The sequence below is a fragment of the Mesorhizobium australicum genome (assembly GCF_900177325.1).
In the GTDB taxonomy this organism is placed as follows: domain Bacteria; phylum Pseudomonadota; class Alphaproteobacteria; order Rhizobiales; family Rhizobiaceae; genus Mesorhizobium_A; species Mesorhizobium_A australicum_A.
Genome location: NZ_FXBL01000004.1, coordinates 3,219,265 through 3,242,584, shown reverse-complemented (window position 1 = coordinate 3,242,584; position 23,320 = coordinate 3,219,265). Strand labels below are relative to the sequence as shown.

The window sequence follows — 23,320 nt, the reverse complement described above, 5'->3', positions numbered from 1 at the left end:
AGATCTTGGTATTCCATCCGGCTGAACGAACGATCCTTCTGGTGACGGCGGCGCTCGGCGTCGCGAGCTTTTTTCTCGCCTGGTGGAAAGACATCGCCTTCGGTCCCGGATTCTTTACGTTTTCCGTCGGCTTCGCGGCGCTGATGATCGGCATCGGCCAGATCTACCGCCAGGTGCGCGACAGCGAGCGGATCGCGCTGGCGACCCATGTGCTTGGCCTGTTCGTCGCCTATTCGGCCTTCGGCGCGTTCTTCAACATCGTGCTTCTGCCGCGCCCTACGGCGCCTGTCGACGCGGCGTTGGTTCGGATGGACGCGCTCCTCGGCTATTCCTGGCCGGCTTTCATCGCCTGGTTCGCAAAGCATCCGGATTTCAACGAGGTCGTCCGGAAGCTCTACACGCTGACCTTCATCCAATTGCTCGCGGCCTTCATCGCGCTCGGCTTCATGCTGGACCGGCGGCGGCTGCACGCGGCGGCTCTCGGCACGGTGATCGCGTCGCTCGCGACGATCTTCTGCTGGGCCATGCTGCCTTCGGGCGGTGCGGCGGCCTACTGGACGCTCGACCCGGAGGTCGAACGCATCGTGCGGCCCGTGGTCAGCTCGGCCTATGGCGCGGAGCTAAACCGGTTGTTCCGGGACGGAGTGACGGACCTTTCGGCGATGGGCGTGACGGGCCTGGTCGGCTTTCCATCGTTTCACACGGTGATGGCGCTGATGTCGCTGTTCGCGCTGTGGCCCTACCGGATCGCCCGGTTCCTGCTTGTGCCTCTAAGCCTGCTGCTTTTGCCGGGCATTCTGGCGCATGGCGGGCACAATCTGATGGACGTTCTGGCAGGAGCCGCCATCGCGGCCGGTTCGTGGGCGCTCGGCCTCTGGATCTACGACGCGCAGACCCGTGTCGCGGAGGCCGCGCAGCCTATCCCGACGCCGGTCTAGATTTCGCTCAGGGCCGCGCGGATTTTGTCCGCATTGGCGGTCAGCACTTCGGGCTTTTCCATCTGGCCGGTATGCGGCTTGAGGGCGACGCCCTCGAAGCGGGGGATGACGTGGACGTGGAGGTGGAACACAACCTGTCCGCCCGCGGTCTCGTTGAACTGCTGCACCGTGACGCCGTCGGCCGAGAAGGCCTTCACGACGGCCCTGGCGAGCTTCTGCGTGGTGCGCGCGACGGCGGCGAGGCTCTCTTCCGAGACGTCGAGGATGTTGCGCGACGGCGCCTTCGGGATCACCAGGCAATGGCCGTCACCGCGCGGCATGATGTCCATGAAGGCGAACGTGTCGGCATCCTCATAGAGCTTGTGGGCGGGAAGCTCGCCGCGCAGGATTTTTCCGAAGACGTTCGAAGGATCGTAGGCGACAGCCATTTCGTTCATCAACCCGTTGAGCAAAATCCGTGCTGTCTTGTCAGCTATTCGCCGCAGACGTCAACCCATTCGGCCGAGGTGAGCGCCGCCATGCGCTCGGGCGTGATGCGCACGGCTGCATTGGTGGCGCCGGCCGCCGGCACGACCTTCTCGAAGCTCCTGAGAGAGACGTCGCAATAGACGGGCAGGGGGCTTGCGACGCCGAAAGGACAGACGCCGCCGACCGGATGGCTCGTCAGCTCCAGCACCTGTTCGGCGTCGAGCATGCGCGGCTTGCCGCCGAAGCGGTCCTTGAACTTGCGATTGCTTAGACGCGCGGTGCCGCTGGTGACCAGAAGCAGCGTTTCGTCGCCAACGCGCAGGCAGATCGTCTTGGCGATCTGCGCCGGCTCGACCCCGTGCGCCTGTGCGGCGAGCGTCACGGTCGCGGAACTTGCTTCCGTGACGATGACATCGATGTCGGGTGCGTTCGCCTGGAAGAAGGCGCGGACGGATTCGAGAGACATATCCGACTGTTAGGCCGGCCCCGCAGGCTTTGCAAGGCGGCTCAGCCCTTGCGGAACGGGCCGTGTTCCTCGAGATATTCGCCGATCTGCGCGACCTCCTGCCGTTCCCGCTCCAGATATTCGGCGACTGCCCGGCGCAGGCCCGGATGAGCGATATAATGCGCCGACCGGGTGATCACGGGCATGTAGCCGCGCGCCAGCTTGTGCTCGCCCTGTGCGCCTGCCTCGACAACCTTCAGTCCGCGCTCGATCGCGAAGTCGATCGCCTGATGGTAGCAGACCTCGAAATGCAGAAACGGATGATCCTCGATGCAACCCCAGTTGCGGCCGAACAGTCGGTCGCCGCCGATGAAATTGATCGCGCCAGCAACATAGCGGCCGTTGCGCTTTGCCATGACCAAGAGCACGTCGTCGGCCATGCGCTCGCCGACCAGCGAGAAGAACTTGCGGTTGAGGTAGGGCCGGCCCCATTTGCGACTGCCGGTGTCCATGTAGAAGCGGAAGAAGTCGTCCCAGGCGGCCTCGGTCAGATCCTTGCCGGTGAGCCGGTCGATGGTGATGCCGTCCTGCACCGCGGCGGCGCGCTCCTTGCGCAGCGCCTTGCGCTTGCGCGAGGCCAGCGTATCGAGGAAGTCGGCGTAGTCGCCATAGCCCTCGTTGCGGAAATGGAACTGCTGGTCGGTGCGCGGCAGGAAGCCTGCTTCCTCCAGCAGCTCGATATCTTCGTCGATCGCGAAGGTGACGTGGGCAGAGGAGACGCCGAGCCGGTCCGTCAAGGTCTTCAGGCCGCCGGCAAGTGCTGCCCGCACTGTCGGCTCCGATGCGCCGCGCGCGACAAGCAGGCGCGGTCCGGTCGCAGGGGTGAACGGAACGGAGACCTGGAGCTTCGGATAGTAGCGCCCGCCGGCGCGCTCGAAAGCGTCGGCCCAGCCATGGTCGAAGACGTATTCGCCCTGGCTGTGCGACTTCAGATAGCACGACACGGCGCCAATCAGCGTGCCTCCGGAGGTTTCGAGCCGCAGGTGCTGCGGCTGCCAGCCGGTCTGGCGCGAGACAGTTCCCGCGTCTTCCAGCGCGGACAGGAAGTCGTGCGAGATGAAGGGGTTGTACGACGTTGTGCAATCGCCGCGCGACGCGCCGGACAGGCCTGACCACTCCTCTTTCGAGAAGTCGTCCATGCCGGTCACGACTTTCAGCGTGACATCGCTCGATCCTGAATTGCCGCCGCCTGCCGCTGAGTCCATGGCCCCCAATGTGGGACCGGCGGCGCTGCGGGGCAAGATACGCTGCGTCAGGCGACGGCGTCGGGATCGAAACCTTCGAAGGTCATCTGGTCGGCGTGGGAGAAGGTGGTCTTGACGGCGTCGGCGTCGCGTACGGTCCAGGTGATTGCCGGCAGGCCGAGCGTCTCGCGCATGAAGGTGACGAAGCGGTTGGGCAGGTGGCCGTAGTGATAGGAGGTGAAGGACAGTCCGTTGGCGAGCATCGAGAAATGCGCCTCGATCTCGTGCGGCTTGTCGCCCCAGGCGGTGAGGCCGGCCGGAATGCCCGCCGCGTGAACCGGGAACTGGCGGATCAGCCAGTGGTCGAAGGACATGATCGCGGCCTTGCCGTCATAGGCACGCAATTCCTTCGCGACCGCCTGCACAAGTCCCTCGTCGTGACCGGGAATGCCCTTGAGCTCGATGACCAGCGGAACGCGCCCCGCAACCAGGTTCAGCATCTCACGCAGCGTCGGCGCGTGGTCGGCGGTGCCGCCGATCCTGAGCGCGCCCATCTCGGCCGCCGTCTTCTGCCAGACCAGCCCGCCCTGGCCGGCGAGCCGCTGCAGGTCGTGGTCATGGAAGATCACCGGCACGCCGTCGGCGGAGAGCTCGACGTCGCATTCGATGGCAAAGCCGTTCCTCGCAGCGGCGTCGAAGGCCGAGAGTGTGTTCTCCCAGCGCGTCTTGTTCATGTCGTGATAGCCGCGATGCGCGATCGGGCGTTCAGTCAACCAGGAGATATCGGACATTGATCGAGCCTCAGGCGAGTTCCACGATCGCTTCGATCTCGACCGGCGCGTTGAGCGGCAGCGAGGCCGTGCCGACCGCCGAACGGGCGTGCTTGCCGCGCTCGCCCAGCACCGTTGCAAGGAAATCCGAAGCGCCGTTGGCAACGAGATGCTGCTCGGTGAAGTCTGCCGTCGAGGCGACGAACACCGTGATCTTGACGATGCGCGCGATCTTTTCGAGATCGCCGGCCGCGGCCTTCACCTGGGCGAGGATGTTGAGCGCGCAGGCGCGGGCGGCTTCCCGACCCGTCGCCGTATCGAGGTCGCGACCGAGCAGGCCCGTTGCCACCAGCTTGCCGTCGGCGAGCGGCAGTTGCCCGGCGGTGAAGAGCAGGTTGCCGCTCTGCATGAACGGCACGTAGTTCGCGGCCGGCGCGGCGGCGGCCGGCAAGGTTACGCCTTCGGCGGCGAGGCGGGCTTCGATCGTGTCGGCCAATTTTCGTTCCCCGTTAATCAGACTCGTGCCATTGTTCGCGAAGGGCCCGCGCGGTCCGCCTCGCTTCGGCCACGACTAGAGTGGAGAATGCCGACGAGTCAACTTAACCGGCCGCATCCGTGCGGATGCGGTCACCGGAGAACGTTAGATGCGCGCTTCGCGCCTTGTCCTTCCCGCCATCCTTTTCGCAACTGTCTTTCCGGTCGAATTCGCCAGCGCGGCAGGGGCGCTGCTTGCGCACCGCGCGGTCTACGACCTCGATCTCGGCGAGGCGTCTGAAAAATCCGGCGTCACCGGCGTGGCCGGTCGCATCGTCTACGAGTTCACTGGATCCCGTTGCGAGGGATATTCGACCAATTACCGCTTTGTCTCCCAGATGAACGTGGAAGAGACGCAGCGCATGAACGATTACCAGATGACCACCTACGAGGACGGCGAGGGCAAGTCGTTCGACTTCGTGACGAAGTTCTTCGTCGACGACGGGCTGGACAAGGAGACGAAGGGCTCGGCTTCCATTGACGGCAAGGGGCTGGCGGTCAAGCTCCAGAAACCCCAGTCCGAAACGGTTGATCTGCCGGCGACGCATTTTCCCACCCAGCACATGATCGAGCTGATCGAGAAGGCGAAGGCGGGCGAGAATTTCTACGAAACCTCGATCTTCGACGGATCGGACGAAGCCAACAAGGTGATGACCACGACGGTGGTGATCGGCAAGAAGACGACGCCGGCCGCCAACGATCCGGAACTGCCGGCGCTCAAAAGCCTCCAGTCGGAGCCATACTGGCCGGTTTCGATCGCCTATTTCGACCTCTCCAAGGACGACGGCGAAGAAGTGCCGGACTACGCGATCAGCTTCAAGCTCTACGACAACGGTTTCACGCGCGACCTGACGATGAGCTACGGCGAGTTCTCCATCAAGGCCAAGCTGGTCGGGCTCGACCTGCTGGACAGCAAGGACACCTGCAAGAAGCCCGAATAGGTGCTCGCAGGCGATATTCACCGGGATCGGGAGCTGATCGTGACCGCACATTCGGTAGCCGAAGCGCTGCGCATTCCGACCTTCGAGGACGTGCGGGCGGCTCAAGCCCGCATCGCGGGCCATGCGCACAGGACGCCGGTGCTGACCTCGCGGACGGCCGATCGACTGACCGGCGCCTCGCTGTTCTTCAAGGCCGAGAGCCTGCAGCGCGGCGGCGCCTTCAAGTTCCGCGGCGCCTACAATGCGATCGCCGCGCTCGACCCGGCTGCGCGTTCGCGCGGCGTGCTCGCCTTTTCCTCCGGCAACCACGCCCAGGCGGTGGCCTATGCGGCGAAGCTGCTGGGCGTCGGCGCCACAATCATCATGCCGAGCGACGCGCCGACGGTGAAAGTCGCCGGTACGCGGGGCTACGGCGCGGAGGTGGTCTTCTACGACCGCTACAAGGAGGACCGGCGCGAGGTTACGCAACGGCTCGCCTCCGAGACCGGCGCGGCGATCATTCCGCCGTTCGACCACGCCGAGGTGATCGCCGGGCAGGGGACGGCGGTGCTGGAACTCATCGAGGAGGTCGGCAACCTCGACATCGTCGTGACACCGCTCGGTGGTGGCGGGCTGCTCGCCGGCAGCGCGCTTGCCGCGAAGGCGCTGTCGCCCGGCTGCCGCGTCTTCGGCGTCGAGCCGGAGGCAGGCAATGACGGGCAACAGTCGTTCGAGAAGGGTGAGATTGTCGAGATTGCCGTGCCTCGCTCCATCGCTGATGGCGCGCTGACGACCGCGCTCGGCTTGCGCACCTTCCCGATCATCCGCGAGAAGGTCGAGGCGGTGGAGACGGTTCCGGACGAGGCGCTCGTCTCGGCGATGCGTTTCTTCGCCGAGCGGATGAAGATGGTGGTGGAGCCGACCGGCTGTCTCGCTGCGGCCGCTGTATTTTCGGGCAAGATCGATTGCGCCGGCAAACGGGTCGGCATCGTGCTCAGCGGCGGCAATATCGATCTCGGCGCGCTTGCAGGCCATTTCGCAGCATGCTGAGGCATCGCGCGACGCGGTTGCGCTTGCGTTTCGGCCGCAACGCCTCTATATGCGCGGCCATTCCACACACGGACTTGGGTGGTCTTCCGGGAGAAATCCGGCTGACGCCTCCGGTGGCGCAACGAGAAATCCGAGCGTCGAGCGTCCGTGGAGGCAAACCGGAAAAGGATAAGACATGGCACTGCCCGACTTCAGCATGCGCCAGCTGCTGGACGCAGGTGTTCACTTTGGACACCAGACCCACCGCTGGAACCCCAAGATGGCGCCCTATATCTTTGGCGCCCGTAACAACATCCACATCATCGACCTGTCGCAGACCGTTCCGCTGCTGCACCAGGCGCTCAAGGTCGTCTCCGACACCGTTGCCGCCGGCGGCCGCGTGCTCTTCGTTGGCACCAAGCGCCAGGCTTCGGACATCGTCGCCGACGCCGCGCAGCGCTCCGCGCAGTACTACGTCAATTCGCGCTGGCTGGGCGGCATGCTCACCAACTGGAAGACGATTTCGAACTCGATCCAGCGCCTGCGCAAGCTCGACGAGCTGCTGGCCGGCGAGGCCCAGGGCTTCACCAAGAAGGAGCGCCTGAACCTCGACCGCGAGCGCGAGAAGCTCACCAAGGCGCTCGGCGGCATCAAGGACATGGGTTCGACGCCGGACCTGATGTTCGTGATCGACACCAACAAGGAAGCGATCGCCATACAGGAAGCCAAGCGTCTCGGCATCCCGGTCGTCGCGATCATCGATTCGAACTGCGATCCGGACAAGGTCGACTACCCGATCCCCGGCAATGACGATGCGCAGCGCGCAATCTCGCTCTATTGCGACCTGATCGCGCGCGCCGCGATCGACGGTATCGCACGGCAGCAGGGCGCCATGGGCGTCGACGTCGGCGCCTCGGCCGAGGCTCCGGTGGAGCCGGCCCTGGACGAAACCGCGCCGGCCTGAGCCGAACCCAGATAATGGGCGCGGCTTCGGCCGCGCCCATCCTTTCCAGGCGCACGATGCCAATCGCGCGCCATCGTTTTTTGAGATGAAGAGGCTGAAATGAGCATTACGGCGGCACAGGTCAAAGAACTGCGCGAGCTGACCGGCGCAGGCATGATGGACTGCAAGGCGGCGCTGACCGAGACCAATGGCGACATGGAAGCGGCGATCGACTGGCTGCGCAAGAAGGGTATCGCCAAGGCCGACAAGAAGGCGAGCCGCACCGCAGCCGAGGGCCTGGTGGGCGTCGACGGCGGGTTCCACGAGGCCTCCGTGGCCGAGGTGAACTCGGAGACGGACTTCGTCGCCCGCAACGACCAGTTCCAGGACATCGTGCGCAACGTTGCCAAGGTGGCGCTCGCCTTTGGCGAGACCGACAAGGTCGCTGCCGCCACCTATCCGGGCTCGGACAAGTCGGTCACGGACACGATCAAGGACGCGGTCGGCACGATCGGCGAGAATCTGAGCTTCCGCCGCTCGACCAAGCTCGCGGTGTCTAAGGGCGCGGTCGCGACCTACATCCACAATGCGGTCGCCGACGGCCTGGGCAAGATCGGCGTGCTCGTCGCGATCGAGACTGAGGGCAATGCCGAGGCCGCCAAGGCGTTCGGCCGCCAGGTGGCGATGCATGTCGCGGCGACCAGCCCGCTGTCGCTCGACATCGACGCGCTGGACCCGGCCGCGATCGAGCGCGAGAAGGCGATCTTCTCCGAGCAGGCCCGCGCGTCGGGCAAGCCAGAGAACATCATCGAGAAGATGGTCGAGGGCCGCCTTCGCAAGTTCTACGAGGAAGTCGTGCTTTTGAAGCAGGCCTTCGTCATGAACCCGGACCTGACCGTCGAGAAGGCGCTCAAGGAAGCGGAGAAGGAGATCGGCGCTGCCGCGAAGATCACCGGCTTCGTGCGCTACGCGGTCGGCGAGGGCATCGAGAAGGAAGAGACCGATTTCGCAGCCGAAGTCGCCGCGACGGTCAAGAAGTAAGACCTTCATCCCGACAGGGATAAGCGAGGGCGCCGCGTGACATCGCGGCGCCCTTCGTGTATCGCAGCACCGTTTCCGAAGCGCCTGTCCTTCAAGAGAAAGCAATCGATGCCGGCAAAGCCTCTCTATCGCCGCGTTCTCCTCAAGGCATCGGGCGAGGCGCTGATGGGCGACCAGCATTTCGGCATCGACGTTTCCGTCGCCGACCGCATCGCCTCCGACATCGCCGAAGCCCGCGAAATGGGGGTGGAGGTCGGCCTCGTCATCGGCGGCGGCAACATCTTCCGCGGCCTCGCCGTGGCCTCCAAGGGCGGCGACCGCGTCACCGGCGACCACATGGGCATGCTGGCCACCGTGATCAATTCGCTCGCCATGCGCACCTCGCTGGTCAAGCTCGGCGTGGACACCGTCGTCCTGTCGGCGATCGCGATGCCGGAACTGTGCGAGAGCTTCTCGCAGCGCCAGGCCACTGCCTACATGAATGCAGGCAAGGTCGTGATCTTCGCTGGCGGCACAGGCAACCCGTTCTTCACGACCGATTCCGCCGCAGCGCTGCGCGCCGCGGAGATCGGCGCGGACGCACTCTTCAAGGGCACGCAGGTCGACGGGATCTACTCGGCGGATCCGAAGAAGGACCCGAACGCGGTACGCTACGACCGCATCACGCATCGCGAAGTGCTGACCCAGGGCCTGCAAGTCATGGACACGGCGGCGATTGCGCTTGCGCGCGAGAACAACATTCCGATAATCGTCTACTCGATTCACGAAAAAGGTGGGTTCGGCGCTATTCTGCGTGGTGAAGGCCACTGCACGATCGTCGCGGACGCCTGACGTCTAGCTCAGGCGCAACCACCAACAGACCGGGAGAAACACATGGCTGACGGAGTGGATTTCAAGGATATCCAGCGCCGCATGGATGGTGCGATCAGCTCGTTCAAGCATGATCTGGCGTCGCTCAGGACCGGCCGCGCCTCGGCCAACCTGCTCGATCCGATCGTCGTGCAGGCCTATGGCGCGCCGACGCCCATCAACCAGGTGGCCTCCGTCAGCGTGCCGGAGCCGCGCATGATCAGCGTCAGCGTGTGGGACCGGTCTCTGGTAGGCGCGGTCGACCGCGCTATCCGGGAGGCCAATCTCGGCTTCAATCCCATCATGGATGGCACGACGCTTCGCATCCCCCTGCCAGAACTCAACGAGCAGCGGCGCAAGGAGTTGGTGAAGATCGCCCATCAGTACGGCGAGGCGGCGCGCGTCGCGGCCCGCCATGTCCGGCGCGACGGCATCGACAGCCTGAAGAAGGCCGAGAAGGACAGCGCCATCAGCCAGGACGAGATGCGTGTCAGTTCCGATCGGGTCCAGAAGATGACCGACGACACGATTTCGACCATCGACAGCCTTCTCACGGAGAAGGAAGCCGAGATCATGCAGGTCTGACGAGCAAGTCGGCGCGAATGCCGTTGACGGGAGTGCTCGATTGAAACTGAAGCCTGAGCACATCGCGATCATCATGGACGGCAACGGCCGCTGGGCGCAGGAGCGGGGGCTACCGCGCGCCGCCGGCCACCGCGCGGGCGTCGAAGCGCTCCGGCAGATGGTGCAGAACGCTGCCGATCTCGGTATCCGGTGGGTCACCGTCTATGCGTTCTCGTCCGAGAACTGGTCGCGCCCGAAATCGGAAGTGACAGACCTGATGGGGCTGCTGAAGCTTTTCATCCGCCGCGACCTCGCGGAGCTGCACCAGAACGGCGTGAAGGTGCAGATCATCGGCGAACGGCAGAGCCTGCAGCGGGATATCAGCGGGCTGCTGGACGAGGCCGAGCAACTCACTCACGACAATACCGGCCTGCGTCTCGTCATCGCCTTCAACTACGGCTCGCGCGACGAGGTGGCACGCGCGGCCACCAAGATCGCCGAGGCAGCCGTAGCCGGGAGACTCGCGCCGGGCGACATCACGCCGGAGACCTTCTGCACATTCCTCGACACGGCGGAGATTCCCGATCCGGATCTGATTATCCGTACCGGCGGCGAGATCAGGCTGTCGAACTTCCTGCTCTGGCAGGCGGCCTATTCGGAACTGGTCTTCCTGTCCTGCTATTGGCCGGATTTCAACAAGACGCATCTTGTCGAAGCGATCCAGACCTTCGCGGCGCGCGAGCGCCGCTTCGGCGGAGTTCGCGAAGCGGGTGTCGCCTCGTGAGGGTGCGGGTCGAAGCGGTGGCCGCGCGATGAGCAACCTTCAGCTCAGGATCATCTCGGCCGTCGTTCTCGCTGCGGTCGTTCTCGGCCTGACATGGCTCGGCGCCGCGCCGTTTCGTGCGCTTGGGGCGGCGATCGGAGCGCTGGTGTTCTACGAGTGGACGACCGTTTCCGATCTGAAGCGAGACCGGACGGTCTGGCTCGCGGCATGGATTCTCGTGGCGATTGCGCTGGCTGCGCTCCTTGCCGGCCTTTCAGGCTATCCGATGCTGCTTCTCGCGGTCGTTCCCGCGATCCTGGTATTGGCAATCGGCCGGGTCCGCGAGTTGGGCAGCCTGGCGGCGACCGGTATGGCTTATGCGGTGTCGCCGGCTGTGGCGCTCGCCTTCCTGCGTGGTGGAGATCTCCCAGGACTGCTCTCGATCCTCTATCTGTTCGCCGTCGTGTGGGGCACCGATATTTTCGCCTATTTCGTTGGCCGCGCGGTGGGCGGACCGAAGCTCGCGCCGTCGATCTCTCCGGGCAAGACCTGGAGCGGGGCAGTGGGCGGGGCAGTCGCGGCACTTGTCGCCGGATTCGCCGTCGCATGGTTCGCCGGACACCCGTCACCGCTCTTGATGGGGCTGCTTGCGCTGCCGCTGTCCGCCGTCTCGCAGGCGGGGGACCTGTTCGAATCCGGCTTCAAGCGGAGATTCGGCGCAAAAGATTCAAGCCACCTCATTCCCGGTCACGGCGGCGTAATGGACCGGGTGGATGGTCTTGTCGCGGCGGCGGTGGCGCTGTATCTCGCAGGCTGGTTGCTGGCCGGTCCGGCTTTTCCGTCGCACGGGCTGTTTCCCGTCTGACCGGCCTTCGGCCGTCACGGAATCGCCTGGTTTGCAACCGCAACTTCCTGCCACCGCGGCCGGCCGCAGAGTTCGAGGCATTCCTGTTGGGTGATATCGTCAATTCGATCGTCGGTGTGGATGGGGTGATCCTCGGCACGATCGTGCCGTTCCTGTTCGTGCTCACCGTCGTGGTCTTCGTGCACGAGATGGGGCACTATCTGGTCGGGCGCTGGTGCGGCATCGGCGTGAAGGCGTTCTCGATCGGCTTCGGTCCGGAACTCGTTGGCTTCAACGATCGTCACGGCACGCGCTGGAAGCTGTCGGCCATCCCGCTCGGCGGCTACGTCAAGTTCACCGGCGACATGAACGCCACCTCGACGCCCGATTCGGCGGAGATCGAGGCGCTGACCGAGGAGGAGCGCAAAGTGGCGTTCCACACCCAGCCGGTCTGGAAGCGGGCCTTGACCGTCTTTGCCGGCCCGCTCTTCAACTTCCTGCTGACAATCGCAGTTTTCGCCGTTCTTTTCGGCACTTACGGACGGCCGGTCATCCAGCCGGTGGTCGCCGAGGTGGTGGCCGGCAGTGCCGCGGAGCAGGGAGGCTTCAAGCCGGGCGACCGATTCGTCTCGGTCGATGGAAACCGGGTGGAGAGCTTCGCGGACGTCCAGCGCTACGTATCTGCCCGGACGGACGATGAGCTCGCCTTCGTGATGCTGCGCGATGGAAAGGAAATCACGCTCACTGCGACGCCGCGACTGACCGAGCAGAAGGACGCCCTCGGGAATACGATCAAGGTGGGCGTCATCGGCGTGGCGACGAACCAGGAGGTCGGGCAGGGCAGGGTTGAACACTATGGCCCGCTCGAGGCGGTCGGCCAGGCCGTTTTGGAGACCGGGTCGATCATCAGCCGGACGGGACAGTTTCTCAAGCGCTTTGCGTTCGGCCGCGAGGACAAGTGCCAGCTCGGCGGGCCGATCAAGATCGCCAAGATGTCGGGGCAGGCCGCGCAGCTCGGATTCCTGTGGCTGGTCAACCTGGTGGCGCTGTTGTCCGTCGGCATCGGCTTCCTCAACCTGCTGCCGATTCCGCCGCTCGACGGAGGCCATCTGGTCTTCTACGGAATCGAAGCGATAACTCGCCGACCCGTGCCTGAAAGAGCGATGGAAGCGGTCTACAGAATCGGTCTTCTCGCCGTGCTCATGTTCATGGCCTTCGTGGTATGGAACGACCTCTTCGGATGCTGAACCCAATGAAAATTCGACACTTATTAACCATGACAGGCGTTTGGCGTGACGAGAAAGTCACGCTCAACGGCTTCGTAAACGCAAATTAACCAGAAGCCTTGCGTGTAAGGAAAATCCGGCTATTACGGTATGGCGGAATGACCGTCACGTCCGGTTTCTCGCCGTGGGGACTACGAGAACAAGGTAAGACAGCCCTATGAAGGCAACTAAAAGACTGATGGGCGCGGCATCCGCGGCAGCCCTTGCCGCTGGAATGGTATTCTCGGCGTCTCTTGTCGTGCAGGTCGCTGCGGTTTCGGTCGCGGAAGCGGCTGTCGTTAGCAGCGTGTCTGTGCGTGGCAACAGCCGTGTCGATGCCGACACGATTCGGGGCAATATCAGCATTCAGCCGGGCCGGACCTTCTCCGCAGCCGATATCGACGAGTCGGTGAAGCGTCTTTTCGCGACCGGCCTCTTCTCCGACGTGCGGATCAACCAGTCGGGCGGCACCCTCATCGTCGAGGTGCAGGAGTATCCGGTTGTCAATCAGGTGCTCTTCCAGGGTAACAAGAAGCGCAAGGATGCCGACTTGGCGCGAGTCGTCCAGCTCAAGCCGCGTGGTCCGTTCTCGCAGGCGCAGATGGAAGCCGACGTCGAGGCGATCAAGGCTGCGTACAGCGCCATCGGCCGCGACGATGCCGAGGTTCAGACGCAGGTCATGGACCTGGGAGAGAACCGCGTAAACGTCGTCTTCACGGTCAACGAGGGCGGTCGCACCAAGATCAAGTCGGTCAACTTCGTCGGCAACAACGCCTTCGGCGATCGTCGTCTCGGCGACGTGATCTCGACGAAGCGCTCGAACATGCTGTCGTTCCTGTTCCGTGACGACATCTACGACGAGAACCGCCTGCGCGCCGACGAAGAGGCGCTGCGCCGCTTCTATTACGATCGCGGCTATGCGGATTTCCAGGTCGTGTCCTCCTCGGCGGAGCTTGACGAGGCGACGAACGAATATACCGTCAACTTCACCGTGGACGAGGGTGAGCGCTATACCTTCGGCGACGTGTCGGTTGAGACCTCGATCGAGGGCATCGATTCCAAGTCGCTGAATTCGGAAATCAGAACGCACTCGGGCGATGTCTACAGTGCCAAGAAGGTCGAGGACACGATCATCGGTCTGACCGAGCAGGTGGCCGGTTCAGGTTACGCCTTCGCCCAGGTGACGCCGCGCGGTGACCGCAATTTCGAGACGCGCACGATCTCGGTCGTTTATACGATCGACCAGGGCCCGCGCACTTATGTCGAGCGTATCGAGATCCGCGGCAACGAGCGCACGCGCGACTACGTGATCCGTCGCGAGTTCGACATTTCCGAAGGCGACGCGTTCAATCAGGTCCTGATCCAGCGCGCCAAGCGCCGCCTGGAGCGGCTTGATTACTTTGAGACCGTGAACATCGCGACCGCGCCGGGCTCCGAGCCGGACCAGGTTATCCTCGTGGTGGATCTGGTGGAAAAGTCGACCGGCGAATTCTCGATCGGCGGCGGCTACACCACGGGCGAGAATGCTGGCTTCTCGGTCGAGGGCTCGGTCAGCGAGCGCAACTTCCTCGGCCGCGGCCAGTTCATCCGCATCTCGGCCGGCGGCGGCAAGGATACGCGCAACTACTCGCTGTCGTTCACCGAACCCTATTTCCTCGGCAGGCGCATCGCGGCCGGGTTCGATGTGTATCGTCAAACACAGAAGTATACGAACTACGAATCCGAGACGACCGGTGCGACGATCCGCTTCGGACTTCCGATCACGCAGAACCTGACCACTCAGCTGGCGTACAATCTGACGTCGGAAGAGTATGGCTATACCGATGATTGCGAGCCTGATAGTGGCACCACGACGTCGTGTGACCTGTCGCCGGCGATCATCGCGGGTATCGAGGCGAGCCCTTGGGTCAAGTCGTCCGTGAGCGCAACGCTGCAGTACAATTCCATCGATGACATGAAGAACCCGCATTCTGGCATTTATGCCACGCTGACGGGTGAGGTTGCGGGCCTTGGTGGTGACGCCAAGTGGGCTAAGATCACGGCACGTGGCAATTACTATCATACGCTGTCGGAACAGCAGGACATCGTCGGCCTGGTGACACTCGGCGCCGGACATATCCAGCCGTTTGATGATAATGGGTTGCGTGTGTTCGACCAGTTCAAGGGGTCCGACCGCATGATCCGCGGCTTTGCCTATAATGGCATCGGTCCCGCCGATACGAACGGGTCGACGGACGAGGACGACTTCGATCATCTTGGTGGCACGACCTATTTCCATGCCACTGCAGAGGCGCAGTTCCCGATGCCTGTGCTTCCTCCCAGCATGGGCGTGAAGGGTGCGGTGTTTGCCGACGCGGCCACGCTCTTCGGCGTCGATGGCGGTGTCTCCGGAGTTGTTCCCGGAGCCAACCAGGCTTCCTTCGACATGCGCTGGCGCGCGTCGGTAGGTGCCGGCCTGATCTGGGCGTCGCCGTTCGGTCCGATCCGGATCGACTACGCGATCCCGGTTCTGAAGGAGGACACCGACATCGTCCAGAACCTCAATTTTGGCATGTCGGCCAAGTTCTAAGAGTTGGCAGTACCCTTCCGGGCGTCTGGCCCGGAAGTCTGGGGCATTCATGAGCGATCCGGTGTTTTTCTCGCCCGTCCGCCGGATCGATGCGGCGCAGGTCGCAGAGCTGTGCGGCGCGTCTCTCGGAAATCCAGAGTCCGCAGGGGTGGAAATAACCGGGATAGCCTCTGCCGATCAGGGAGGCCCTGGAGATCTCGTATTCCTCGAGGGGCGCAGGGGCGCCGGGCTTCTACCTAAGCTTCGCGCTGACGCGGTTCTCTGCACGGCGGACCTTGCCCCCTCCGTCCCGGCAGGCATCGCGGTTCTGGTGACGCCACGTCCGCAGCAGGCTTTCGCGCTGATTGCGCGCCATCTTTTCCCTGACGCGACGAAGCCGGGGCCGTGGTTTTCGGCTGTCGCCGGCATATCTCCCTCAGCCCATGTAGCAAGCGATGCGCAGGTCGAGTCTGGGGCGACCATAGAGGCCGGTGCGGTCGTCGGACCGGGGGCCATGATCGGCGCCGGCGCGGTGATCGCGCCCACTGCGGTCATCGGTCCGTCTTGTCAGGTCGGCCGCAACACCTTCGTCGGTCCAGGGGCCAGCATCCAGGCGGCGCTGATCGGCGATCGGGTGATCATTCATGCCGGAGCGCGGATTGGCGCGGATGGCTTCGGATTCGTATCCGGCCGTGCCGGGCTGGAAAAGGTGCCGCAGATCGGCCGCGTCATCATTCAGGACAATGTCGAGATCGGCGCGAACACGACTATCGACAGGGGCGCGCTCGGCGACACGATCATCGGTGACGGCACCAAGATCGACAATCTGGTCCAGATCGGCCACAACGTACGCATCGGGCGCTCATGCGCCATCGCCGCGCAGGTCGGGATTTCCGGTTCGGTCGTCATCGGCGACTATGTGATGCTGGGCGGCCGCGTCGGCATCGGCGATCATCTGACGGTCGGCAGCGGCGCGCAACTTGCGGCGGGCAGCGGGCTGATGCATGACGTTCCCGCAGGCGAAAGATGGGGAGGGGCGCCCGCCCAGCCAATGAAGAGCTGGCTCCGCGAGGTGTCGCTCCTGCGCGGCATGGCGCAGGAAAGGTCCAGGAGAAAGAACGGCAATGGCTGAATCGGGCGCGAAGCAACTGGAAACACTGGATATTGATCGGCTGCTCAAGCTGCTGCCTCATCGCTATCCGTTCCTCCTCGTCGACAGGATCGTCGATATCGATGGCGACAACTCTGCGACTGGCATCAAGAACGTCACGATGAACGAGCCGCACTTCCAGGGGCATTTCCCCGAGAAACCCGTGATGCCGGGCGTGCTGATCATCGAGGCGATGGCCCAGACGGCGGGTGCGATCTGCCTGCATTCGATCGGCTCGGAGAAGCCGTCCTTCGTCTATTTCCTGACAATTGACGAGGCGAAGTTCCGCAAGCCGGTGGTGCCGGGCGACCGGCTGGAGATCAAGGTCGTCAAGGAACGGCAGCGGGCGAACATCTGGAAGTTCAAGTGCGAGGCGGTTGTTGACGGAGCCAAGGTCGCTGAGGCGATCATATCCGCGATGACGACGCCGGCAGGCAGCACCGGAGCGTGAGCAGAGTGGCAGGCGAAACGATCATTCATCCGCTTGCGGTCGTAGAGCCGGGCGCGCAGCTCGGAGCCGGCGTCCGGATCGGGCCATTCTGCCATGTGAGCGCAGATGCCATCCTCGGCGATCGCGTGGAACTGGTCAGCCATGTCTCGATTCTCGGCGCGACAAGCCTCGGCGAGGGCTGCAAGGTTTTCCCGCAGGCAGTGCTGGGTGCTGCACCCCAGAACAACAAGCATAAGGGTGGACGCACCACGCTGGTCGTCGGGCGCAACTGCCTGATCCGCGAAGGCGTGACGATGCATCTTGGCAGCGACACGAGCAAGGCCGAGACCGTCGTTGGAGATAACGGCTATTTTCTCGCCTACACGCACATTGCACATGATTGCACCGTGGGTAACAACGTCACCATGGCGAACCTTGCAACGCTCGGGGGGCATGTCGTCGTCGGTGATTTCGTCAACTTCGGTGGTCTTTCGGCGGCGCACCAGAACACGCGCATCGGTCATCACGCCTTCATCGGCGGCATGACGGCAGTGTTCGAGGACGTCATCCCTTACGGAATGCTGCGCGGGCCGAACGGCGCGCTACGCGGCCTGAACCTGATCGGCATGAAGCGGTCGGGAATGCCTCGCTCCGAGATCCACGTGTTGCGAAACGCTTTCAAGGCAATCTTTGATCGTTCGCGCACCATGGACGAGAACATGACAGCCGCGGAACAGCGCTTTGCCGATTCTCCCGCTGTTCTGGACGTGCTCGCCTTCATGCGTTCCTCCGGCCGACGCTCCTATGCGACTCCGTGGCGGGGCGGGGAAGATCAGTCCGACGACGATGGCGAGGTCTGACCCGACATCGGCGTTCCAGCTTCGTCCGGGCGAGCGGATCGCTGTCGGGGCCGGTGCCGGCAAGCTTCCAATCGAACTCGTCGGTGCGCTGGTCGCATCCGGTCATCGCCCCTTCGTCGTGCTAATCGAGGGCGAAGCCGACGCCTCTTCGCCGGTGCTGACCGACCAGGATCACTGGATCATGCCGCTCGAGCGGATCGGTGACCTGGCGGCGAGATTTCGGCGCGAAGGGGTGACGCATCTCGTGATGGCGGGGGGCGTGAGCCGTCGACCGCGCCTGCGCTCGGTAAGGCCGAGCCTCGGCATTCTCCACATGGCGCCACGCATCCTGGCTTCGCTTGCGCGCGGGGACGACAATCTGCTGCGCGCGATCGTCCGGTATTATGAGGGGTTGGGCATCACTGTCGTCGGAGCACACCAGATCCTGCCCGACCTGCTTGCACCGCCCGGCGTGCTGACCCTGAGGGTGCCCAGCGCGCGGGACCGCGACGACCTGAAGGCGGCGGCCATCGCCGCCCGGGCGATCGGCGCGTTGGACATAGGGCAGGCTGCAATCGCGATCGGGGGGAGGGCCGTGGCGCTCGAGGGGATCGAGGGAACCGACGGGCTGCTGCGGCGCACCGTGGAGTTGCGATCGAACGGCCGCATCGAGGGGCGCGCAGGCGGTGCTTTGGTAAAATGCGCCAAGCCGACGCAGGAGCTGCGTGTTGATCTCCCGACAATAGGCGTTGGGACGGTCGAGCTCGCCCATGCGGCCGGACTCGCGGGTATAGGTGTCGAGGCCGATCGTTCGATTGTGCTCGATATGGGAGCGGTCACGGCGCGCGCCGACGAGTTAGGCCTGTTTGTCGTCGGCCTCGTCGAACGGGACTGGGCAACATGAGCGATCGGCCATTGCGCCTCGCCGTGGTGGCGGGAGAGGAGTCCGGCGACCTGCTCGGCGCCGACTTGGTTGCCGCGCTGCGTGCCGCATCGGGCCGCGACATCGTCCTCACCGGGATCGGCGGGCGGCATCTCGAAGCGCAGGGCCTTTCGTCGCTGTTCAATTCGTCCGAAATCGCCCTGATGGGCGTGGCGGCCGTGGTGCGCGACCTGCCGCGCCTGATCCGCCGGATCGGACAGACCGCGCGGGAGATCGTAACGGCGAAGCCGGACTGCCTCGTCACCATCGACAGTCCGGATTTCTCGTTGCGCGTCGCCAAGAAGGTGCGCGCTGCCGACCCGTCCATTCCCATCGTCCACTATGTCTGCCCGAGCGTCTGGGCCTGGCGGCCCGGCCGAGCGCCGGCGATGAAGCCTCATGTCGACCACATCCTGTGCGTCCTGCCGTTCGAGCCGGATGTGCTCGACAAGCTGGGCGGGCCGGAGGGAACCTTCGTCGGGCATCGGCTGACGGCCGATGCCGGGGTAAAGTCGGCCGCGGCTGCGCAGGCCATCGCACGCGATCTCGTGCCTGGGCGCGAAAAGACGTTGGTGGTCCTTCCTGGCTCGCGCGGGTCGGAGATTGGCCATCTTCTCAAGCCGTTCGGCGAGACGATCGACATCCTGCGCGCGCGCGGCAACCGGCTGCGCATCGTCCTGCCGACGTTGCCGCGCCTGCGCGACCGTGTCACCGCCGGCGTGGCAGGATGGGCGCAGGCGCCGGAGATCATTCTCGGGGCAGACGAAAAGTGGCGGGCCTTTGGCGAGGCGGATGCGGCGCTGATCTCGTCCGGCACTGTGTCGCTGGAACTCGCGCTTGCCGGTGTCCCGCTCGTCTCCTGCTACAGGTTCGACTGGCTCTCTCGCCAGTTCGAGGGCCTGATCACGTCATGGTCCGCCCTGCTGCCGAACCTCATCGCGGACCGGCCGGTCGCGCCCGAATATTACAACCAGTACGTCCGGCCGGAGCACATCGCGCGCTCGCTCGAATGCCTGTTCGCCGACACGGAGATGCGCGCCTGGCAGCGCGACGGCTTTGCCGAGGTCCGTCGACGCCTCGCTACCGACCGGCCCCCTGGTGTGATCGCCGCGGATGTGGTGATGTCCCACATCAAACGAAAAACGGGCGCCTGAGCGCCCGTTTCGATTCCTGCCTTTATTCCGATCAGCGCTTGGCGATCGGCACGTAGTCGCGTTCGGTCGCGCCGGTGTAGAGCTGGCGCGGACGGCCGATCTTCTGCAGCGGATCCTCGATCATTTCCTTCCACTGTGCAATCCAGCCGACGGTGCGGGCGACCGCGAACAGCACGGTGAACATGGTGGTGGGGAAGCCGAGCGCCTTCAGCGTGATGCCGGAATAGAAGTCGATGTTCGGATAGAGCTTCTTTTCGATGAAGTAATCGTCCGTGAGCGCGATCTTCTCCAGTTCCATCGCGACGTCGAGCAGCGGATCGTCCTTGATGCCGAGCTCGCCGAGCACCTCATGCGTGGTACGCTGCATGATCTTGGCGCGCGGATCGTAGTTCTTGTAGACGCGGTGGCCGAAGCCCATCAGGCGGAACGGATCGTTCTTGTCCTTGGCGCGGGCGATGAACTCCGGGATGCGATCGACGGTGCCGATCTCCGACAGCATGTTCAGCGCGGCCTCGTTGGCGCCGCCATGAGCGGGTCCCCACAGGCAGGCGATGCCGGCGGCGATGCAGGCGAAGGGATTGGCGCCCGACGAGCCGGCAAGGCGCACGGTCGAGGTCGACGCGTTCTGCTCGTGGTCGGCATGGAGGATGAAGATGCGTTCCATAGCGCGCGCCAGCACCGGATTGACCTCGTATTCCTCGGCCGGCACTGCAAAACACATGCGCAGGAAGTTGGCGGCATAGGAGAGATCGTTCCTCGGATACACGAAGGGCTGGCCGATATGATATTTGTAGGCCATTGCCGCGATGGTCGGCATCTTCGCGATCAGGCGGATTGAGGCGATCATGCGCTGGTGCGGATCGGAGATGTCGGTCGAGTCGTGATAGAAGGCCGAGAGTGCGCCGACCACGCCGCACATCACCGCCATCGGATGCGCGTCGCGGCGGAAGCCGCGGAAGAAGTTGACCATCTGCTCGTGCACCATGGTGTGGCGCGTGACGCGGTTGTCGAAGTCTTCCTTCTGGCCCTTGGTCGGCAGTTCGCCGTAGAGCAGCAGGTAGCAGGTCTCCAGAAAATCGCCGTGCTCGGCCAGCTGGTCGATCGGATAGCCGCGGTGCAGCAGGATCCCCTCGTCGCCATCGATGTAAGTGATGGCCGACTCGCAGGAGGCGGTGGAGGTGAAGCCAGGATCGTAGGTGAAGGCACCCGTTTCCTTGAACAGCGGCGCGATGTCGATCACGTCCGGTCCCACGGAGCCGCTTCGCACTTTCATATCGAAGGACTTGCCGCCAAATTCGAGTTTCGCCGTCTTATTCGTCATTGCAACTCCCTTCGATGCCCCAGAAACGCGCCGCGAGGATGGATGGTGCGGCGCGAAGAGATGAACCCGCCCGGTGTTTATGCCGGGCTTGTGCTATCGCATTTACGACATGGTGCCAAGTTGACCGTTCGCCTGATGCTGCAATGCAAAACACGGGCGGTCCAGTGAATTTTCGGACACCATCTGAGAATTCATTAACCTATGTCGGCATGCCATGGCGCGCCCAGACCGCGGCGATCTCGGGGACGCCCGCGACGCGATGATAGAGGCCGCGCAAGGCAGGGAAACGGGCGCAGAACTCGTCGAGATCCTCGATCCAGCTGATCAGCATCGCGGCGTAGATGTCGACGGCCGACAGCCTGTCTCCCAAGGCGAAGGGCCTGTTGCCGAGCGCCTCGGAGAAGACAGACCACTCGAAGCTCTTGCGATCGAGCGAGGCCTGCTTGACCGCGTCGGCGCCGAACGCGTCGGCGGTGTAGCGGTGCGGGTAGAAGTAGCGAAGCTCGCTCATGTAGATGTTGGAGGAGAGATAGAACATCCAGCGCAGGAAGGCCGCGCGCGAGGGCTCGCCGATGGCCGGTGACAGGCCGGCGGACGGGTGCAAATCGGCGAGATGCACGCACATGGCGGCCGATTCGGTCATGGCGCTTCCGTCTGGCAGAATCAGAACGGGCACCTGGGCGAGGGGGTTGATGGCGAGCAGTTCCGCCGGAGGTTCGCCCTCAGGCCAGCGCGGCAGGTCGACAACCTCGCACTCGATGTCGGCGAGCCGCAGGATCGCCTCGACTGCTCCTGAACCTGAGCCCGGCCTGCCATAGAGCTTGAACATCGTCCTCTGGCTCCTTTTCCCGGATCATCCCGCCTGGTCGCGGATGCGCGCAAGCGATTCCTCGCGGCCGAGCACGGCGAGGACATCGAACACGCCGGGCGACGTGCTCCTGCCTGTAAGCGCGGCGCGCAAGGGCTGGGCGACCTTGCCGAGCTTCAGCCCGCCGGCTTCTGCAACATCGCGCACTGCGGCTTCGGTGTCCTGCGCGGTCCAGTCGCGCACCGAGGCGAGGGCATCCGCCGCCTTCGACAGGACCGCACGTGCGTCGGCATCGAGAATGCCGGCCGCCTTCTCATCGAGCGGAAGCGGTCGCTGCGCGAACAGATAGCCGGCGCTGTCGGCGAGCTCCACGAGCGTCTTCGCGCGTTCCTTCAGGCCCGGCATGGCGGCCAGCAGCTGGGCGCGTCTGGCATCAGTCAGCTTGGCCAGCATCTCCTCGCCGCCGGGCAGGAAGGGCAGCGTGGCCACCAGCGCGTCGGTCAGTTCGCGGTCGTCGGTGCGGCGCATCCAGACGCCGTTGAGGGCCTCAAGCTTGGCGAAGTCGAAGCGGGCAGCACCCTTGTTGACGTCCTCGATCTCGAACCACGAGATCATATCTTCGATCGACATCACCTCGTCGTCGCCATGGCTCCAGCCGAGGCGGGCAAGATAGTTGAGGAGAGCCTTCGGCAGGTAGCCCATGGCGCGGTAGGCTTCGACACCCAGCGCGCCGTGGCGCTTGGAGAGCTTTGCACCGTCGGCACCGTGGATGAGCGGGATGTGTGACATCGACGGCACGTCCCAGCCCATCGCCTGGTAGATGACGGTCTGGCGGGCGGCATTGGTCAGATGGTCGTCGCCTCGGATAATGTGCGTAACGCCCATGTCGTGATCGTCGACGACGACAGCGTGCATGTAGGTCGGATTGCCATCCGAACGCAGGATGATGAAATCGTCGAGATCCTTGTTGGGGAAGCGCACCTCGCCCTGGACGCGGTCGTGCACGACGGTCTCGCCCTCGCGCGGCGCTTTGATGCGGATCGCGCCCTTCACGCCGGCAGGCGCGTCGGACGGATCGCGATCGCGCCACGCGCCGTCGTAGCGTGGCGGACGACCCTCGGCCTTCGCCTTCTCACGCATCGCGTCCAGCTCCGCCGGCGTCTCGTAGGCATAGTAGGCCTTGCCCATGGCGACGAGCTGTTCCGCGACCTCACGATGGCGCGGGGCACGCTCGAACTGCGAGATCGGCTCGCCGTCCCAGGTGAGGCCGAGCCAACTCAGCCCGTCGAGGATCGCGGCTGTCGCCGCATCGGTGGAGCGTTCGCGGTCGGTGTCCTCGATGCGCAGCAGCATCCTGCCGCCGGTGTGTTGGGCATAGAGCCAGTTGAAGAGCGCGGTGCGGGCGCCGCCAATGTGGAGGTAGCCCGTGGGCGAGGGCGCAAAGCGCGTGACGACAGGACTGGACATGAAGTGTTCCGGGTGGCCGCGCGAGCCGCGCGGGTGGCGTTTCGGTGCGGTTCATGTAGCATGA

At 64.4% G+C, this 23,320-nt stretch carries 24 protein-coding genes; 16 read left to right on the top strand and 8 right to left on the bottom strand.

Annotated elements, in window-relative coordinates:
* The first annotated feature begins 5 nt into the window (after nt 1-5).
* Nucleotides 6-938, top strand: coding sequence for a phosphatase PAP2 family protein (locus B9Z03_RS18465; RefSeq protein ID WP_085465551.1), 933 nt, complete (start codon nt 6-8; stop codon nt 936-938).
* Here B9Z03_RS18465 and B9Z03_RS18460 read toward each other — a convergent pair.
* The 5 genes from B9Z03_RS18460 to B9Z03_RS18440 all read right to left on the bottom strand — a co-directional run bounded on the left by B9Z03_RS18460 (nt 935) and on the right by B9Z03_RS18440 (nt 4,361).
* Entirely contained in the window at nt 935-1,366 is a 432-nt protein-coding gene (locus tag B9Z03_RS18460; protein ID WP_085465550.1) for an HIT family protein, read from the bottom strand. The genes B9Z03_RS18465 and B9Z03_RS18460 overlap by 4 nt on opposite strands.
* A 44-nt stretch (nt 1,367-1,410) precedes the next feature.
* Nucleotides 1,411-1,872, bottom strand: a complete 462-nt coding sequence (locus tag B9Z03_RS18455; RefSeq protein ID WP_085465549.1) for a YbaK/EbsC family protein — start codon at nt 1,870-1,872, stop codon at nt 1,411-1,413.
* Between the two features lie 41 nt (nt 1,873-1,913).
* A complete protein-coding gene (locus tag B9Z03_RS18450) occupies nt 1,914-3,050 on the bottom strand; it encodes a GNAT family N-acetyltransferase (RefSeq protein ID WP_432417042.1) in 1,137 nt (378 codons plus the stop codon).
* A 113-nt stretch (nt 3,051-3,163) separates the two neighbouring features.
* Nucleotides 3,164-3,886, bottom strand: coding sequence for a glycerophosphodiester phosphodiesterase (locus tag B9Z03_RS18445; RefSeq protein ID WP_085465547.1), 723 nt, complete (start codon nt 3,884-3,886; stop codon nt 3,164-3,166).
* Nucleotides 3,887-3,896: 10 nt separating this feature from the next.
* Complete coding sequence (locus B9Z03_RS18440; RefSeq protein ID WP_085465546.1) at nt 3,897-4,361, bottom strand: RidA family protein; 465 nt, start codon at nt 4,359-4,361, stop codon at nt 3,897-3,899.
* Between the two features lie 148 nt (nt 4,362-4,509).
* Between B9Z03_RS18440 and B9Z03_RS18435 the strand changes: the two genes are divergently transcribed.
* The 15 genes from B9Z03_RS18435 (at nt 4,510) to lpxB (ending at nt 19,660) form a co-directional block, all read left to right on the top strand.
* Nucleotides 4,510-5,340 carry a cell envelope integrity EipB family protein gene (locus B9Z03_RS18435; protein WP_085465545.1) on the top strand — a complete coding sequence of 277 codons (831 nt, stop codon included), beginning with the start codon at nt 4,510-4,512 and terminating at the stop codon, nt 5,338-5,340.
* A 39-nt stretch (nt 5,341-5,379) separates the two neighbouring features.
* Entirely contained in the window at nt 5,380-6,369 is a 990-nt protein-coding gene (locus B9Z03_RS18430; protein WP_176247555.1) for a threo-3-hydroxy-L-aspartate ammonia-lyase, read from the top strand.
* A gap of 175 nt (nt 6,370-6,544) precedes the next feature.
* Nucleotides 6,545-7,312 carry a 30S ribosomal protein S2 gene (rpsB, locus tag B9Z03_RS18425; RefSeq protein WP_085465544.1) on the top strand — a complete coding sequence of 256 codons (768 nt, stop codon included), beginning with the start codon at nt 6,545-6,547 and terminating at the stop codon, nt 7,310-7,312.
* Between the two features lie 99 nt (nt 7,313-7,411).
* On the top strand, nt 7,412-8,332 hold the full coding sequence (gene tsf / locus B9Z03_RS18420; RefSeq protein WP_085465543.1) for a translation elongation factor Ts: 921 nt from the start codon (nt 7,412-7,414) through the stop codon (nt 8,330-8,332).
* A gap of 108 nt (nt 8,333-8,440) precedes the next feature.
* On the top strand, nt 8,441-9,163 hold the full coding sequence (gene pyrH / locus B9Z03_RS18415; RefSeq protein ID WP_085465542.1) for a UMP kinase: 723 nt from the start codon (nt 8,441-8,443) through the stop codon (nt 9,161-9,163).
* A 42-nt stretch (nt 9,164-9,205) separates the two neighbouring features.
* On the top strand, nt 9,206-9,766 hold the full coding sequence (gene frr, locus B9Z03_RS18410; RefSeq protein WP_085465541.1) for a ribosome recycling factor: 561 nt from the start codon (nt 9,206-9,208) through the stop codon (nt 9,764-9,766).
* Nucleotides 9,767-9,839: 73 nt separating this feature from the next.
* On the top strand, nt 9,840-10,529 hold the full coding sequence (locus B9Z03_RS18405) for an isoprenyl transferase (RefSeq protein WP_244561921.1): 690 nt from the start codon (nt 9,840-9,842) through the stop codon (nt 10,527-10,529).
* A gap of 28 nt (nt 10,530-10,557) precedes the next feature.
* Nucleotides 10,558-11,373, top strand: coding sequence for a phosphatidate cytidylyltransferase (locus tag B9Z03_RS18400; protein WP_085465540.1), 816 nt, complete (start codon nt 10,558-10,560; stop codon nt 11,371-11,373).
* Between the two features lie 86 nt (nt 11,374-11,459).
* Nucleotides 11,460-12,599 (top strand): RIP metalloprotease RseP, encoded by a 1,140-nt coding sequence (gene rseP, locus B9Z03_RS18395; protein WP_085465539.1) that lies wholly within the window; start codon nt 11,460-11,462, stop codon nt 12,597-12,599.
* Between the two features lie 196 nt (nt 12,600-12,795).
* Nucleotides 12,796-15,186, top strand: coding sequence for an outer membrane protein assembly factor BamA (gene bamA / locus B9Z03_RS18390; RefSeq protein WP_085465538.1), 2,391 nt, complete (start codon nt 12,796-12,798; stop codon nt 15,184-15,186).
* A 49-nt stretch (nt 15,187-15,235) separates the two neighbouring features.
* Nucleotides 15,236-16,297: a UDP-3-O-(3-hydroxymyristoyl)glucosamine N-acyltransferase gene (gene lpxD, locus B9Z03_RS18385; RefSeq protein ID WP_085465537.1), complete on the top strand. Its 1,062-nt coding sequence runs from the start codon at nt 15,236-15,238 to the stop codon at nt 16,295-16,297.
* Nucleotides 16,290-16,766: a 3-hydroxyacyl-ACP dehydratase FabZ gene (fabZ, locus tag B9Z03_RS18380; RefSeq protein ID WP_085465536.1), complete on the top strand. Its 477-nt coding sequence runs from the start codon at nt 16,290-16,292 to the stop codon at nt 16,764-16,766. Before lpxD ends, fabZ begins: the two co-directional genes overlap by 8 nt.
* Before the next feature lie 5 nt (nt 16,767-16,771).
* Entirely contained in the window at nt 16,772-17,605 is an 834-nt protein-coding gene (gene lpxA, locus B9Z03_RS18375; protein WP_085465535.1) for an acyl-ACP--UDP-N-acetylglucosamine O-acyltransferase, read from the top strand.
* A complete protein-coding gene (locus B9Z03_RS18370; RefSeq protein WP_085465534.1) occupies nt 17,592-18,488 on the top strand; it encodes an LpxI family protein in 897 nt (298 codons plus the stop codon). Before lpxA ends, B9Z03_RS18370 begins: the two co-directional genes overlap by 14 nt.
* The gene (gene lpxB / locus B9Z03_RS18365; RefSeq protein ID WP_085465533.1) at nt 18,485-19,660 is read left to right on the top strand and encodes a lipid-A-disaccharide synthase; all 1,176 of its coding nucleotides are present in this window, start codon (nt 18,485-18,487) and stop codon (nt 19,658-19,660) included. The genes B9Z03_RS18370 and lpxB overlap by 4 nt, the downstream gene beginning before the upstream one ends.
* A 31-nt stretch (nt 19,661-19,691) precedes the next feature.
* Here lpxB and gltA read toward each other — a convergent pair whose 3' ends face one another.
* The 3 genes from gltA to gltX all read right to left on the bottom strand — a co-directional run bounded on the left by gltA (nt 19,692) and on the right by gltX (nt 23,256).
* The gene (gene gltA / locus B9Z03_RS18360) at nt 19,692-20,981 is read right to left on the bottom strand and encodes a citrate synthase (RefSeq protein WP_085465532.1); all 1,290 of its coding nucleotides are present in this window, start codon (nt 20,979-20,981) and stop codon (nt 19,692-19,694) included.
* A 199-nt stretch (nt 20,982-21,180) separates the two neighbouring features.
* Nucleotides 21,181-21,810: a glutathione S-transferase family protein gene (locus B9Z03_RS18355; protein ID WP_085465531.1), complete on the bottom strand. Its 630-nt coding sequence runs from the start codon at nt 21,808-21,810 to the stop codon at nt 21,181-21,183.
* Nucleotides 21,811-21,834: 24 nt separating this feature from the next.
* The gene (gene gltX / locus B9Z03_RS18350) at nt 21,835-23,256 is read right to left on the bottom strand and encodes a glutamate--tRNA ligase (RefSeq protein WP_085465530.1); all 1,422 of its coding nucleotides are present in this window, start codon (nt 23,254-23,256) and stop codon (nt 21,835-21,837) included.
* Nucleotides 23,257-23,320: the final 64 nt, after the last annotated feature.

Excerpts from the sequence above, each read along its gene's own strand:
- B9Z03_RS18460 (WP_085465550.1), bottom strand. The coding sequence starts at position 1,366 with ATGGCTGTCGCCTACGATCCTTCGAACGTCTTCGGAAAAATCCTGCGC.
- B9Z03_RS18455 (WP_085465549.1), bottom strand. The coding sequence starts at position 1,872 with ATGTCTCTCGAATCCGTCCGCGCCTTCTTCCAGGCGAACGCACCCGAC.
- B9Z03_RS18450 (WP_432417042.1), bottom strand. The coding sequence starts at position 3,050 with ATGGACGACTTCTCGAAAGAGGAGTGGTCAGGCCTGTCCGGCGCGTCG.
- B9Z03_RS18445 (WP_085465547.1), bottom strand. The coding sequence starts at position 3,886 with ATGTCCGATATCTCCTGGTTGACTGAACGCCCGATCGCGCATCGCGGC.
- B9Z03_RS18435 (WP_085465545.1), top strand. The coding sequence starts at position 4,510 with ATGCGCGCTTCGCGCCTTGTCCTTCCCGCCATCCTTTTCGCAACTGTC.
- rpsB (WP_085465544.1), top strand. The coding sequence starts at position 6,545 with ATGGCACTGCCCGACTTCAGCATGCGCCAGCTGCTGGACGCAGGTGTT.
- tsf (WP_085465543.1), top strand. The coding sequence starts at position 7,412 with ATGAGCATTACGGCGGCACAGGTCAAAGAACTGCGCGAGCTGACCGGC.
- pyrH (WP_085465542.1), top strand. The coding sequence starts at position 8,441 with ATGCCGGCAAAGCCTCTCTATCGCCGCGTTCTCCTCAAGGCATCGGGC.
- frr (WP_085465541.1), top strand. The coding sequence starts at position 9,206 with ATGGCTGACGGAGTGGATTTCAAGGATATCCAGCGCCGCATGGATGGT.
- B9Z03_RS18405 (WP_244561921.1), top strand. The coding sequence starts at position 9,840 with ATGGACGGCAACGGCCGCTGGGCGCAGGAGCGGGGGCTACCGCGCGCC.
- B9Z03_RS18400 (WP_085465540.1), top strand. The coding sequence starts at position 10,558 with ATGAGCAACCTTCAGCTCAGGATCATCTCGGCCGTCGTTCTCGCTGCG.
- bamA (WP_085465538.1), top strand. The coding sequence starts at position 12,796 with ATGAAGGCAACTAAAAGACTGATGGGCGCGGCATCCGCGGCAGCCCTT.
- lpxD (WP_085465537.1), top strand. The coding sequence starts at position 15,236 with ATGAGCGATCCGGTGTTTTTCTCGCCCGTCCGCCGGATCGATGCGGCG.
- fabZ (WP_085465536.1), top strand. The coding sequence starts at position 16,290 with ATGGCTGAATCGGGCGCGAAGCAACTGGAAACACTGGATATTGATCGG.
- B9Z03_RS18370 (WP_085465534.1), top strand. The coding sequence starts at position 17,592 with ATGGCGAGGTCTGACCCGACATCGGCGTTCCAGCTTCGTCCGGGCGAG.
- lpxB (WP_085465533.1), top strand. The coding sequence starts at position 18,485 with ATGAGCGATCGGCCATTGCGCCTCGCCGTGGTGGCGGGAGAGGAGTCC.
- gltA (WP_085465532.1), bottom strand. The coding sequence starts at position 20,981 with ATGACGAATAAGACGGCGAAACTCGAATTTGGCGGCAAGTCCTTCGAT.
- B9Z03_RS18355 (WP_085465531.1), bottom strand. The coding sequence starts at position 21,810 with ATGTTCAAGCTCTATGGCAGGCCGGGCTCAGGTTCAGGAGCAGTCGAG.
- gltX (WP_085465530.1), bottom strand. The coding sequence starts at position 23,256 with ATGTCCAGTCCTGTCGTCACGCGCTTTGCGCCCTCGCCCACGGGCTAC.